This is a genomic window from Pseudorhodoferax sp. Leaf274, from assembly GCF_001422445.1.
GTDB lineage: Bacteria > Pseudomonadota > Gammaproteobacteria > Burkholderiales > Burkholderiaceae_C > Pseudorhodoferax.
Window position 1 is genome coordinate 21,438 of the sequence record NZ_LMNA01000008.1, and the last position, 12,792, is coordinate 34,229.

At 71.1% G+C, this 12,792-nt stretch carries 13 protein-coding genes; 9 read left to right on the top strand and 4 right to left on the bottom strand.

What is annotated here, in order from left to right; translation table 11 throughout:
• Positions 1 to 12: 12 nt before the first annotated feature.
• The 4 genes from ASF44_RS12080 to ASF44_RS12095 all read left to right on the top strand — a co-directional run bounded on the left by ASF44_RS12080 (position 13) and on the right by ASF44_RS12095 (position 4,704).
• Entirely contained in the window at positions 13 to 1,068 is a 1,056-nt protein-coding gene (locus ASF44_RS12080; protein ID WP_056899480.1) for a M48 family metalloprotease, read from the top strand.
• 86 nt (positions 1,069 to 1,154) lie between these two features.
• Positions 1,155 to 2,747, top strand: coding sequence for a glucan biosynthesis protein (locus ASF44_RS12085; protein ID WP_056899481.1), 1,593 nt, complete (start codon positions 1,155 to 1,157; stop codon positions 2,745 to 2,747).
• Between the two features lie 4 nt (positions 2,748 to 2,751).
• Positions 2,752 to 3,582, top strand: coding sequence for an urease accessory protein UreD (locus ASF44_RS12090; RefSeq protein WP_056899482.1), 831 nt, complete (start codon positions 2,752 to 2,754; stop codon positions 3,580 to 3,582).
• A 78-nt stretch (positions 3,583 to 3,660) separates the two neighbouring features.
• Positions 3,661 to 4,704, top strand: a complete 1,044-nt coding sequence (locus tag ASF44_RS12095; protein ID WP_056899483.1) for an ABC transporter substrate-binding protein — start codon at positions 3,661 to 3,663, stop codon at positions 4,702 to 4,704.
• Positions 4,705 to 4,855: 151 nt separating this feature from the next.
• On the opposite strand, the gene ASF44_RS12100 is transcribed toward ASF44_RS12095, so the two are convergent.
• The 3 genes from ASF44_RS12100 to ASF44_RS12110 all read right to left on the bottom strand — a co-directional run bounded on the left by ASF44_RS12100 (position 4,856) and on the right by ASF44_RS12110 (position 8,604).
• Positions 4,856 to 6,208 (bottom strand): alpha/beta fold hydrolase, encoded by a 1,353-nt coding sequence (locus tag ASF44_RS12100; protein ID WP_056899484.1) that lies wholly within the window; start codon positions 6,206 to 6,208, stop codon positions 4,856 to 4,858.
• Between the two features lie 187 nt (positions 6,209 to 6,395).
• The gene (locus ASF44_RS12105; RefSeq protein WP_056899485.1) at positions 6,396 to 7,862 is read right to left on the bottom strand and encodes a HAMP domain-containing sensor histidine kinase; all 1,467 of its coding nucleotides are present in this window, start codon (positions 7,860 to 7,862) and stop codon (positions 6,396 to 6,398) included.
• Between the two features lie 7 nt (positions 7,863 to 7,869).
• Positions 7,870 to 8,604 (bottom strand): response regulator, encoded by a 735-nt coding sequence (locus ASF44_RS12110; protein ID WP_056899486.1) that lies wholly within the window; start codon positions 8,602 to 8,604, stop codon positions 7,870 to 7,872.
• Positions 8,605 to 8,683: 79 nt separating this feature from the next.
• Between ASF44_RS12110 and ASF44_RS31735 the strand changes: the two genes are divergently transcribed.
• The 5 genes from ASF44_RS31735 to ASF44_RS12130 all read left to right on the top strand — a co-directional run bounded on the left by ASF44_RS31735 (position 8,684) and on the right by ASF44_RS12130 (position 11,576).
• Positions 8,684 to 8,962: a hypothetical protein gene (locus tag ASF44_RS31735; RefSeq protein ID WP_156374468.1), complete on the top strand. Its 279-nt coding sequence runs from the start codon at positions 8,684 to 8,686 to the stop codon at positions 8,960 to 8,962.
• Positions 8,963 to 9,063: 101 nt separating this feature from the next.
• Entirely contained in the window at positions 9,064 to 9,618 is a 555-nt protein-coding gene (locus ASF44_RS12115; RefSeq protein ID WP_056899487.1) for a hypothetical protein, read from the top strand.
• Positions 9,605 to 10,234 carry a cell division protein FtsI gene (locus tag ASF44_RS12120; protein ID WP_156374469.1) on the top strand — a complete coding sequence of 210 codons (630 nt, stop codon included), beginning with the start codon at positions 9,605 to 9,607 and terminating at the stop codon, positions 10,232 to 10,234. Before ASF44_RS12115 ends, ASF44_RS12120 begins: the two co-directional genes overlap by 14 nt.
• Entirely contained in the window at positions 10,215 to 10,937 is a 723-nt protein-coding gene (locus ASF44_RS12125; RefSeq protein WP_082524720.1) for a flagellar basal body L-ring protein FlgH, read from the top strand. Before ASF44_RS12120 ends, ASF44_RS12125 begins: the two co-directional genes overlap by 20 nt.
• A gap of 18 nt (positions 10,938 to 10,955) precedes the next feature.
• Positions 10,956 to 11,576 carry a chalcone isomerase family protein gene (locus ASF44_RS12130; RefSeq protein WP_056899489.1) on the top strand — a complete coding sequence of 207 codons (621 nt, stop codon included), beginning with the start codon at positions 10,956 to 10,958 and terminating at the stop codon, positions 11,574 to 11,576.
• 1 nt (position 11,577) lies between these two features.
• Here the strand turns inward: ASF44_RS12130 and ASF44_RS12135 are convergent, their stop codons facing one another.
• Entirely contained in the window at positions 11,578 to 12,654 is a 1,077-nt protein-coding gene (locus ASF44_RS12135) for an adenylate/guanylate cyclase domain-containing protein (RefSeq protein WP_056899490.1), read from the bottom strand.
• Between the last annotated feature and the right edge of the window lie 138 nt (positions 12,655 to 12,792).

The following is a 12,792-nucleotide window of genomic DNA, read 5'->3' on the forward strand; positions in this document are numbered from 1 at the left end:
ACCGGCGCGCGCGTGCGCTTCTTCGAGCACCAGGACGAGGCCAGGCGCGCCACGCGCAAGCTGGTCGCCGGCTTCGTGCTCGCGGTGCTGGCCACCGTGGCCGGCGTGCACACCGCGCTGGCCCTGGGCTGGCTCGCGCTGCGCCTGCTGCTGGGCGGCGACCTGCCCTTCCCGGCCTACTTCTTCAGCGTCAACGTAGGCGTCACGCTGCTGCTGGTGCTGGGCGGCTGGTGGATCGAGACCTCCAGCCTGCACGCAGCCGGCGCGGCCCAGCGCCTGGCGCGCCGCGCCGGTGCGCGCGAGGCCCGGCCCGGCCTCTCGCATGCCGAGCAACGCCTGTGCAACGTGGTCGACGAGATGGCGATCGCCGCCAGCATGCCGCGCCCGCAGGCCATGGTGCTCACGCGTGCGCAAGGCATCAACGCCTTCGCCACGGGCTGGCACGAGGACGACGCCGTCGTCGCCGTGACGCAGGGCGCGCTGGACAAGCTCACGCGCGAGGAACTGCAGGGCATGGTGGCGCACGAGTGCAGCCACATCCACGAGGGCGACACGCACCTGAACATGCAGCTGGCCGGCATGGTCGGCGGGCTGGAACTTGTGCACCACTTCGGCATGACCCTGTGCGAGCACGGCGGGCTCGGGCAGTTGGTCGGCTGGCCCGTGCGGCTGATGGGCTCCTCCGGCTGGCTGGCCGGCCGCATGCTGCAGGCCGCCGTGTCGCGCCAGCGCGAATTCCTGGCCGACGCACGCACGGTGCAGTGGACACGCAGCCGCGACGGCCTGGGCGGCGTGCTGCGCAAGGCCATGACCGAGCAGCGCCTGGCCCGCGAACAGCGCGAGCGCCAGCGCCCGCTGCATCCGGCGCTGCACCACCTGCTGCTGGTCAGCGATGGCGGCCGCGGGTCGATGTGGTTGGACGCGCACCCGCCGCTGGCCGAACGCGTGCGGCGCATCTACGGCCGTCCGATGCCGGCGATGCCGCTGGCCTGCATCGACGAGGGGCCCGAGCCTGCCGCCGCGCACTGTCCCGCGCCACACGTCGAAGGACCGTTCACGTTGGTGTAGGCGCAGGCCGGCACTGTCCGTCTCCCAATGGCCCATGTGGGGCAGGCCCTTGGGACAGGCCTTGCGGCTCCGGTACATTCGGCCCGATGTTGCACCGCAGAACCCTTCTGACCGCCGGCGGCACCACCGCCGCGCTGGCCGCACTGGGGCTGTCGCCCCAAGCCATGGCGCAAGCCGGCCTGAAGCTTGGCCCGGCCACGCCGTTCTCCTTCGAAGACCTGGTCACGCGTGCCCGGGCACTGGCCGCCAAGCCTCATGCGCCGCCGCCGCCCCTGCCCAGCGATGTGCTCGAGCGCATCGACTACGACGCGCACGGCAAGCTCAAGTACAAGACCGATTTCGCGCTGTTCAAGGACGGGCCCGGGCCGTTCCCGGTGACCTTCTTCCACATGGGCCGCTATTTCCAGACGCCCGTGCACATGCATGTGCTGAACAAGGCCGGCAATGGCGCGCAGGGCCGCGAGATCCTCTACGACCCGGCCTACTTCGAGATGCCGGCCGACAGCCCGGCCAAGGCACTGCCGCAGGGCGCCGGCTTCGCGGGCTTCCGCTTCCAGGAGAGCCGGCTCGGCGACCAGGCCAAGCTGCCCTGGCAGGGCAACGACTGGGTGGCCTTCCTGGGCGCCTCGTACTTCCGCGCCATCGGCGGCCTGTACCAGTACGGGCTGTCGGCGCGCGGCGTGGCGCTGGACGTGGCCGTGAACGGCAAGAACGAAGAGTTCCCCGCGTTCACGCAGGTCTGGTTCGAACCGCCGGCCGACGGCGGCGACACCGTGGTGGTCTACGCGCTGCTCGAAGGCCCCAGCATCGCCGGCGCCTACCGCTTCGCGATGCGGCGCGACCAGGCCGTGACGATGGACATCGACTGCAAGCTCTTCCTGCGCCAGGACGTGGCACGCCTGGGGCTGGTGCCACTGACCTCGATGTACTGGTACTCGGACAAGCTCAAGCCGACCGGCATCGACTGGCGGCCCGAGGTGCACGACTCCGACGGCCTGGCGCTGTGGACGGGCGGCGGCGAACGCATCTGGCGTCCGCTCAACAACCCCGCGTTCACGGGCATCTCGGCCTTCGGCGACAAGTCGCCCAAGGGCTTCGGCCTGATGCAGCGCGACCGCAACTTCGACCACTACCTGGACGGCGTGAACTACGACAAGCGGCCCAGCCTGTGGGTGGAGCCGCTCACCGATTTCGGCGAGGGCGCGGTCGAGCTCGTCGAGATCCCGACCGACGACGAGATCCACGACAACATCGGCGCCTTCTGGGTGCCCAAGGCCCCCGCCAAGGCCGGCGCCAGCTACGACCTGCGCTACCGGCTGCACTGGGTGGCCGACGAACCTTTCCCCTCGCCGCTGGCGCGCTGCGTGGCCACGCGCATCGGCCGCGGCGGCGTGCCGGGCCAGCCGCGGCCGCAGGGCGTGCGCAAGTTCATGGTCGAGTTCCTGGGCGGGCCGCTGGCCAACCTGCCCTTCGGCGTGAAGCCCGAGGCGGTGCTGAGCGCGTCGCGCGGCAGCTTCTCGTACGTGTTCACCGAGGCCGTGCCCAACAACGTGGCGGGCCACTGGCGCGCCCAGTTCGACTACACGCCCGAGGGCAACGGCCCGGTCGATCTGCGGCTGTTCCTGAAGAACGGCAACGAGACCCTGTCCGAGACCTGGCTCTACCAACTGCTGCTGTAGCGCCATGGCCTGGCATGCCAGCCTGGCGCTGGACTACCGCCTCGAAGCGGGCCGCAGCGTGGCGCGCCACCGCCACCAGGGTCCGCTGCGGGTGCTGCAGAGCCTGTACCCCGAGAGCGAGGGCATCTGCCACAACGTGCTCGTGCACCCGCCCGGCGGGCTGGTGGGCGGCGACGTGCTGGACATCCGCGTCGACGTGGGCGAAGGCGCGCACGGCCTCGTGACCACGCCCGGCGCCGCGCGCTTTTACCGCAGCGCGGGCGAGACCGCCGCACAGCACACGCAGCTGGCGCTAGCCCCGGGCGCGCGCTTCGAATGGCTGCCGGCCGAGACGCTGTGCTATGACCAATGCCTGGCCGAGAACCGGCTGAGCCTGCAGCTGGCGCCCGGTGCCGAACTCATCGGCTGGGACATCACGGCACTGGGCCTGCCGCACGCCGGCAAGCCCTTCACGCAAGGCACGCTGCGCCAGCACCTGGAGTTGCCCGGCGTGTGGCTGGAGCGCGCGCGCATCGCGGCCGACGACGCACTGCTGCTGGACGGTCCGCTCGGCATGGCCGGCCAGCGCTGCATCGCCACGCTGTTCTTCGCCTGCGGCGACCGGCTCCCCCGGGGCCGGCGCGAGCAGGTGCTGGACGCCGCGCGCGCTGTGGTCGACAGCCATGCGCTGCGCGCCACGGCCGGCGCCACCAGCCCCCACGCGCAGGTCGTCGTGGTGCGCGCACTGGCGCCCGTGGTGGAGCCGGCCATGGCCCTCATGAAGCAGGTCTGGGCCGCCTGGCGCGGCGCCTGCTGGCAGCTGCCGGCCACGCCGCCACGCATCTGGGCCATGTAGCGCGGGCCGGCTGAAAACCCGGAGGGCATGCGCGGGGCGACCGTCTCAAAATGGTCCATCGCAACACTGGAGACATGCATGCCCTTCACCCGCGCCATCCCTGCCCTGGCCACCACCGCCCTGGCCGTCGCAGCCATCGCGGCGACCGCCGGCGCCGCCCAGGCCCAGGGCGTCGTCAACGCGCTGTGCAGCACCGACGCCCCCTGGTGCGAGGCCGCGGCGGCCGAGTTCACGCGCCAGACCGGCATCAAGGTGAACCAGGCGCACAAGGGCACGGGCGAGATCGGGGCCCAGTTGCGCGCCGAGGCGCAGAACCCCAAGACCGACATCTGGTGGGGCGGCACGGGCGACCCCTTCCTGCAGGCCGCCGAGGCCGGCCTGCTGGACGCCTACCGGCCGGCCTACATCAACGACCTGCACGAATGGGCCGTGCGCCAGTACGCCATGAGCGGCAACCAGGTCGGCGGCTTCTACACCAGCACCATCGGCTTCGGCTACAACACCGAACTGCTCAAGAAGAAGGGCCTGCCAGAGCCCAGGTGCTGGGCCGACCTCGTCAAGCCCGCATACAAGGGCGAGATCGAGATCTCGCACCCGGCCTCCAGCGGCACGGCCTACACCGTGATCGCCGGCCTGGTGCAGCAGATGGGCGAGGACGCCGCCTTCGACTACCTCAAGAAGCTGCACCGCAACGTGACCCAGTACACGCGCAGCGGCCAGGCGCAGGCGCCCAACGTGGCCAAGGGCGAGGTGGCCATCGGCGTGACCTTCGCCTTCAACTTCGAGAAATGGAAGCTCGACAAATACCCCGTGAAGACCGCCGCGCCCTGCGAAGGCACGAGCTACGAGATCGGCGGCATCGCGCTCGTGAAGGGTGCGCGCAACAAGGCCAATGCGCAGAAGTACTACGACTGGCTCATGGGCCCGGCCGGCCAGGCCGTGGGCGCCCAGGTCGGCAGCTACCAGACGCCGGCCAACCGCACCTTCAAGCCCGACCCGCGCATCCCGGCCATCGACAGCGTCAAGCTGATCAAGTACGACTTCGAGAAGTACGGCAAGTCGGCCGAGCGCAGGCGGCTGATCGACCGCTGGACGAAGGAGGTGGAAGCCCTGCCGAAGTGAGGGGCGGGACCGGAACGACGCACCGGGCGGTGATGGCGGGTCGCGATCTTGGGAGCAGCAGGCCTGGGTTGGTCGGCGAAGGGCCGACGCTCTCGGCCGGCAGCGGACCTTCGCAAGTGACCGCTTGGTGCACGTCCATGGACGGCGCGCGTCAGTAGCTCAGCTCCAGCACCGACACGTGGTTGTCGGCCAGCGGCCAGCTGCGTCCGACGACACGTTCGCCGTTGAATTCGGCCACCAGGGTACGCGGCAGCCCGACGGGCTTGATGCGCGACACCGCGACCCCCGCGCCCAGCACCGCGCCCGGCGGTGGCGACTGGCCGTCGAAGGCCATCTTGTCGCGCCCTGGATCCAGGTAGCCGCGTGGCCGCGTCATCAGGGCAAGCGTTGGCGCGTTCCTGTCGGCCTCGGGCACGCGCTCGGGCCGCAGATGGAGCACCGTGGTCGAGCGCGGGAACGGGCTGCGGTAGAAGTGCGTGGTGGCATAGCCAGGCGCGCTGACCACGAACTCGTGGCGCGCCTGCGGGTCGGTCGCCAGGGGGCCCCAGTCCCCTCCAGCGGACACCACCGCGGTGTAGAGGGCCGGGCCAAGACGCTCGCCCGTGAGGGGGTCGATGGTGAAGACCTCGATGCGTGCGCCTGCCAAGCCGATGTTGGTGCCAGCGCCACTCACCTTGCCGGCCAACGACACACGCGGCTCGGGGGCGATGTCGCTGCGCGCGGGTGCGCGCCCGGTGATGAAGCGGTAAGCCGCCTCGAAGGCTGCAGCGGAGAACGAGGTCTCCCGGTGGTCGATGCGCGGGATGACGAGGTTGGTGGCGCCTTTCAGTTCGGGTCCAGCCGCCGTGACGCCGGTGGCCACTCCGCGCTTGCCGATCCACAGGCCATCCGGTTGGGCGAACTTGTCGTTGCCGTCGGAGCGGACCGTCATCCAGCGCACCGGGCCGGTGACCTCGTCGCCATCGGCGTTCTTGGGCGCGTTCAGCGCGCGGAGAAAGGGGCCGTGGCCCGCGAACTCGCTGCGGTCCGACAGGCCCTCGATCGGAACGGCCCAGACACCGTGGTTGGGGGTGCCACCCAGGATGGCGTGCGAGACCGTTCTCTCGCCACCGCCATTGGCGATGTAGTTGCGGATGGCGTTGCCGCCGCGCGAGTTGCCCATCAACACGACCTGACGCGCGCCGGTGCGGGCCAGCACCTTGTCGACCTCTGCGCGCAGGTAGTCCCGGTGCTCGGCGGTGGACGAGCGACCGGGCTGTTCGCGCGCGTCGTCGTCGCGCGCGGTGGGCAGCGGCATGTCGATGGCGTGCAGCCGCTCGCGCGGCCAGCCGTTGGACTCGAAGCGCCACATCGTCGTCAACCACACCCCGGCGTTGTCGCCGTTGCCGTGCACGAAGACGATGGGGGGGCGTGTGTCGGCGTCGTTGGGGGCAGGGGCGGTGGCGCAGGAGGACAGCAGCACCGCCGCTGCGGCCAGCACGAGGCGCCGGGTCAGATGGGACATCGAATCTCCAGGAACGCTTGAGGTGAGGGACGGGACTTCAGCGGGCTGAGGAGGATACGCTGCCGAGGCAGTGTCCGTACCAGGGACGTGTCCCATGCGGCACGCGATGGATCGAGGTGGGGGCTGGCCGCGCGCGTGGATGGCGATCGCAATCGGCGGCCAGGCAGCCGCACCGCTGCCCGCAGACTCAAATCCGCTCCGGCACCGGCAGCGCCACCCCCACCCCCGAGCACTTGCCGTCGAAAGCCTGCAGGAACACGCGCCCATGCAGGCGCCGCGCGATCTGCGCGACGATGGCCAGGCCCAGCCCGCAGTGGCCGATGCCCACGCGCCCGGCCTGCAGCCGCACGAAGGGCTGCTGTGCCTCCTCGAAGCGCTCGGCGCTGATGCCCTGCCCGCAGTCCAGCACCAGCAGCTGGCATTCGCGCGCCACGCTGCGGATGCGCAGCACCACCGGCGCCACGCCGTGGGCGGCGGCGTTGTCGATGAGGTTGGTCAGCACACGGTGCAGCGCGATGTCGGGCACCTGCAGTTCGCCGGCCGCGGTGTCCTCGATCTCGACCTGCACCCTGCCCTCGCCATGGCTGCGCGCGATGCGCTGCGCCAGCACGCCCAGCGGCTCGGGCGAGCCGGGCGCCACGTCGGCCTCGCCCTGGGCATAGGCCAGGAACTGGTCGACGATGTGGGCCAGCGCCTGGAAGTCGTGCTCCATGCTTTCCAGCTGGTCGTCGGGGCACATGCATTCCATGCGCAGGCGCAGCCGCGCCAGCGGCGTGCGCAGGTCGTGCGACAGGCCGGCCAGCAGCTGCTGGCGCGTGGCGTCGGCCGTGGTCACGGCGCCGACCAGGCCGTTGAAGGCCTCCACCAGCGGGCGCAGTTCGGCCGCCACGGGCTGGGCATGGTCGATGGGCCGCAGCTCGCGCTGGCGCGCCGCCACCTCGTCGGCCAGCCGCGCCATGGGCCGCGTGATCCAGCGCACGCCCGCCACGGTCGCCACGGCGGCGGCCAGCCCCACGCCCACCATCAGCAGCAACGCCAGCAGCAGCGGCGCGATGGGCGGACGGCCGCCACCCACCAGGTCGATGACCCAGCCATCCTGGTCGACGACGAAGCCCACCCGCAACAGGGCCGGCCCCGGCTCGGCCGGGTGCAGCCAGGTCATGGTGATGTGGAAGTCGAGCTTGCTGCGCAGTTGCTCGGGCCAGGTGAGCCGTGCCGGCGGCGGGCCTTCGCGCAACGGCCCGGGGCCCGGGCCGTGCCAGCCGTCCGGCCGGGGCCGGCCACCGTCGACCCAGGGCCCGGGTGCCCGCGGCGGGCCGAACATGGGGGGGCCGTCGCGCATCGACGGCTGGCTCAGGAAGGGCAGCGGGTCGAACGGCGGCTGCGCCTGCGTCAGCGGCGGCGCGTTCGCGGCGCGGTGCACCATGAAGCCGCCGAACCGCAAGGCCTTGGCCATGGCGTCGCGCTGGCCCGCGGGCGCCTGCTGCAAGGCCGTGCGCACCAGCAGGATGCTGCGCGCCAGCGTGCTGGCCAGCTGCGCGTTCAGCGGCTGGGTGGCCCGCACGAACAGGTAGGCGTTCAGGCACAGGATCAGCAGGCTGACCATCACCACCAGGATGGTCAGCCGCCGGACGATGGAGAACGGGCGGCGCACGGAGGGGTCAGGCGAGCAGCGCGTCCATCGGCACGAACATGTAGCCGTGGCTGCGCACGGTCTGGATGAAGCGCGGCGAGGCCGGCTCGGGCTCGATCAGCTTGCGCAGCCGCATGATGGCGGCGTCCACCGCGCGCAGCATGACCTCGTCGCCGCGGCTGTGCGAGACGGCCAGCAGGCGCTCGCGCGAGACCGGCACCGAGGGGTTGGCCGTGAGCTCGGCCAGCAGCGCGTACTCCACCGTGTTGAGCACGCGCACCTCGTCGCCGCGGTGCAGGCTGCGCGAGTCCAGCGCGAAGAGGAAGGGGCCCACGCGCACGGTGCGGCGCGCCTCGATCGGCGCACCGGGGATGAACGAGGCCCGCCGCATCACGGCATTGATGCGGGCCAGCAGCTCGCGCGCGGAGAACGGCTTGCCCAGGTAGTCGTCGGCGCCCATCTCCAGGCCGATGATGCGGTCGACCTCTTCGCTGAAGGCGGTCAGCAGGATGATGGGCACGCGGTCGCCCTCGGCGCGCATGCGCTGGCAGGCCTGCAGGCCCGACATGCCGGGCAGGCCCACGTCCAGCACGATGAGGTCGGGGCGCTGGCGGTGCATGCGCTGCAGCAGTTCTTCGGCACTGCGCATGGCGGTGACTTCCAGGCCGTGGCGGCCGAGGTAGCCGCACAGCATGTCGCGCAGCGCATCGTCGTCCTCCACGATGTAGGCATGGAAGGGCTTGGCGGACTCCACGGATGGCATGGGTTGGATCTGGGTGTGTTGTTCGGAATGGCGCCGGCCTGGCCCGCGAGGGCGGATTTTCGCGGAGCGCAGTCAGGCCATGCGGATCTTCGCCGCGGCGCTTGTCCCGTTGATGAAGCAGGCCACCCGTTGTGTGACGCCGCATGCGATTGGCGCCCCAAGCTCACACGGTGTCACGATTCTCCTGCCCGCGCGCAGCACCGAGAAAAGCGCCGCCCATTCTCCTGGACCGAATGGCCACAAAAATCCGCCGCGTCATTTCGGATCACGCCTGCATCACGTTGAACCATTGAAAATCAAATACATAGAAAATAAATATTCAAGACGGAATATGACAAAATATCGCGTCAAACGATAATCCCCAACTGGCGCCAATTCACACTCTTTATTCAAAAAAGAAAATCCAAGCACACGCCTAGCATTCATCCACTTCAAACCACTCGACCCAAGGAGTCACGGATGAATCCCATCACATCGGCCAAGGCGGCGGGCCTGGCGGCCCCGGCCCAGGCGGTACAGCGCGTCGGCAGCCAGCTTGCCAACGCCCGGCCCGTCGCGGCTGCCAGCACGGTCGTCTCGCTGAGCGCCCAGGGGCTCGACCGCCTGGGCAAGGAAGTCCAGGGCGCCGCCGGTGCGGCCCGCCAGCTTGCCGACAGCGCCGGCACCGCCGCCACGGCCGCGGTGCGCGGCGTGTCGGGCACGGTCGGCAGCGTGGTCGACAACGGCGTCTCCGTGGTGCACGCGGTGCAGGACGGGCTGCAAGCCGCCTGGGACGCCGGCGAGGACGCCGTCGAAGCCGTGGTCGACACCGTGGCCGATGCCGGCGCGGCCGTCTACGACGCGGCCGCCTCCGTGGTCAACGGTGTGGGCTCGGCCATCGGCAGCGCGGCCGACGCGGTGGGCGATGCCGCATCGGACGTGGCCAGCGGCATTTCCTCCACGGTCGGGCGGGTCGGCCTGTACGCCGCCCAGGGCATCAACGCCGTGCGCCGGGGCATCGATGAGATCGTCTGAGCCCCGCCGGCCCCGCGCGGCGTTGGCCTGCGCCTGCGCCGCGGCGCTGCTGGGTGGCTGCAGCATCATCAGCCCCTGGCCGGCCTGGGAGGTCGTCAAGGGCGCGGGGGCGGTGGCCAGCCTGGCCCTCGAGCAGGCCGACAGCCAGGCCAGCAACACCGTCTACCACCTGCATGCGCCCACGCCGCAGCTGTGCATCGCGTTCAACCCGCAGGCCGAGGTCGCCGACCTGGTGCCGGCACTGCAGCTCTCGCTGCGCCGCCACCGCGTGGACAGCCGCGTCTACACCGACCTGCAGCAGGTGCCCGGCTGCAAGGTCTGGCTGCACTACGCGGCCTGGATCGATTGGGACACCCCGCCGCTGACGCCGGCGCCGCGGCCCTTCATCAGTGCCGCCGCGCTCACGCTGCGCACCAGCGAAGGCCAGGTGCTCTCGTCCAGCCACTACGTGATGGCCGACGGCATGCGCACCGACAAATGGGCCACGACGCGCGAGAAGATCGCGCCCGTCGTGACCGCCCTGGTCACCGGTGCAGAGAACGTCGGCTTCCTCAAATGCCTGAACGTCGCGCAGCGCGCGCAAGAGGAGTTCCCCCATGCACCGACCAACTGCTGAACGGCCGCGCGGGCCGGCCTGGGCCGCCCTGCTCTGCACCGCGCTGGCCCTGCCCGGCTGCGCGCTGTTCCAGGCGCTGCCGGCCACGCCGGTGCAGCCCAGCTACGCCGCGCCCATCCCCAAGCCGCCGAACGTGGAGCGCGTGAACAACGGTGCCATCTACCAGCTCGGCCAGCCCATGGTGTTCTCCTATGCCGGGCGGGCCAAGCCACGGCGCATCGGCGACACGCTCAAGGTCGACATCGCCGAGAACCTGGCCAGCACCAACAAGATCGCCAACAGCACCAGCCGCGAGAACGCGGTCGCCAGCAAGGGGCCGGGCACCAGCGACGACAGCTGGAGCATCCTCAAGGGCATCCTGAACCTGGACGTCACGGCCTCGGGCAGCGATTCGTACAAGGGCAGCGGCAGCGCCGAGAACAGCAGCAGCTTTACGGGCCAGCTGGCCGCCTCGGTCATCAACGTGCTGCCCAACGGCAACCTGCTGGTGGCCGGCGAGCGCAGCGTGCTGGTGCGCGGCGACTACACCATGCTGCGCTTCTCCGGCATCGTCGACCCCAAGGACCTGCGCGACGGCAACGTCGTGGCCTCGGTCGACGTGGCGCAGGCGCGCGTGGAGGTTGGCGGCAAGGGCGACATCTCCGAGGCGGCCTCGCGCAGCTGGCTGCAGCGCGTGCTCACGAGCACGCTGTCGGTCTGGTAGCCGCGCCGGGAGCACGACATGGCACTGCCCCGCTTTCGCAGGTTCCTGGCCACGGCCTGCGCCACGGCCGGCGCCATCGCCTGCCTGCCCGCGCTGCCGGCGGTCGACCTCGGCGACGTGACGCTGGAGGAATCGACCCAGGTCGGCGGCCACGACCTGAAGCTCAATGGCGCGGGCATCGGCAAACGGCTGGTGTTCAAGCTCTACGCCATGGGCCTGTACCTGCCCGCCCGCCAGCACCACGCCAACGAGGTGCTGGCCAGCGAGGGAGCGCGCCGCATGACCATCGTGCCGCTGCGCGACATCAGCGGCGACGATTTCTCCGATGCCGTGATGCGCGACCTGTCGCCCGAACGCTTCGCCAGCCCCGAGGTGCTGCAGCAATTGGTCGGCCTGGCCGACGCCATCGGCCAGCGGCCCGGCGGCCTGCGCCGTGGCGACGTGCTGACGCTGGACTGGGTGCCCGGCACCGGCGCCGTGGTGGCGCTCAACCGCAAGCCGCTGGCGCCGCCGATGCGCAACGTGGCCGTCTACAACGCGCTGCTCATGGTCTGGCTGGGCGAGAAGCCGACCGACCCGGCGCTCAAGGCCAAGCTGCTCGGCGGCGCGTCGGCTGACGTGCGCGAGGCGCGGCTGTAGGTCAGCCCGCTCCCACCAGCAGCTGCACGAACATCTGGATCTTGGCGTTGGTCTCCACGCCGATGTGCGTGAACTCCAGGCCGGCCAGCAGGCGGCCCTCCTCGTGCTTGACCTTGGTCACGCGGGCGCGCACGTCGCCCACGTGGTAGTCCACCAGCGTCAGGTCGAAGGCCAGGGCCACCTCGTCCTGGGGGGCCAGCGGGCGCTCCAACTCGAGCAGCAGGCCGTGGTAGCCGACGTCGCGGATCAGCGCGCGCTGCGCGTCGCCCAGGGGCTGCTCGCCGTCGAGCCGGCGCAGGGTGCAGGGCACACGCACTTCCACGCGGTGGCTGCGGCGGAATTCCTGGCGCGGCACCTTCAGCCGCCGCGCCGCGATGGCGATCAGTTCGCGCACCTTGACCGGCAGGCTCTTGCCGGCCACGAACACCTCCTTGGGCTCGGTGGCCGAGGCCACGCCGTTGCAGCGCGCGTAGGTGTTCTCGCTGATCAGCACCTGGCCGCGCAGGCTGAACGATTCGATGCGCGAGGCCAGGCTGACCTCGTTGCCGATGACGGCGTACTCCGAATAGGCCTGGCTGCCGAAGCGCCCGGCCATCACCATGCCGGTGTTCACGCCGATGCCCAGGTGCAGCTCGGGCATCTGGCGGCGCAGGTAGTGGTTGTTGAGGTCGCGCATGGCCAGCTGCATCTCCACCGCGCAGCACAGCGCGCGCAGCACGTCGTCCTCGCGCGCGGTGGGGGCGCCGAACAGCACGGTCAGCGAATCGCCGTTGAACTTGTCGATCACGCCCTCGTAGCGGAACACCACCTCCGAGAGCCTGGACAGGCACAGGTTCAGCATGGTCACGATGGTGCCGGCCGGCTGCGTGGCCGTCAGCGCCGTGAAGCCGCGCAGGTCGGCCACCAGGATGGTCACCTCGCGCTGTTCCACCGCCAGTTCGGTCGGCACGCCGCTGCGTTCGGCGCCGAGGATGGCGGCCAGTTCCGCCTGCACGGCCGGGGTCACCGGCGCCCGCGTCTCGCGCGCCAGCAGGGCCAGCACGCGGGCCAGTGCGGGGGGTTGTTCCGATGGGGTCATGCCGGGCCGTCCTTGCAGAGCTGCGTTGGGTGGCTCGCGGCAGGGCTGCCGGGCCGCGGCGCAGTATAGAGGCGCGACCGGCCGTTCCGCGCCCCCGCTTCACCCGGCCGCTGCGGGCGCGCGCCGCCGCTCTCCGAC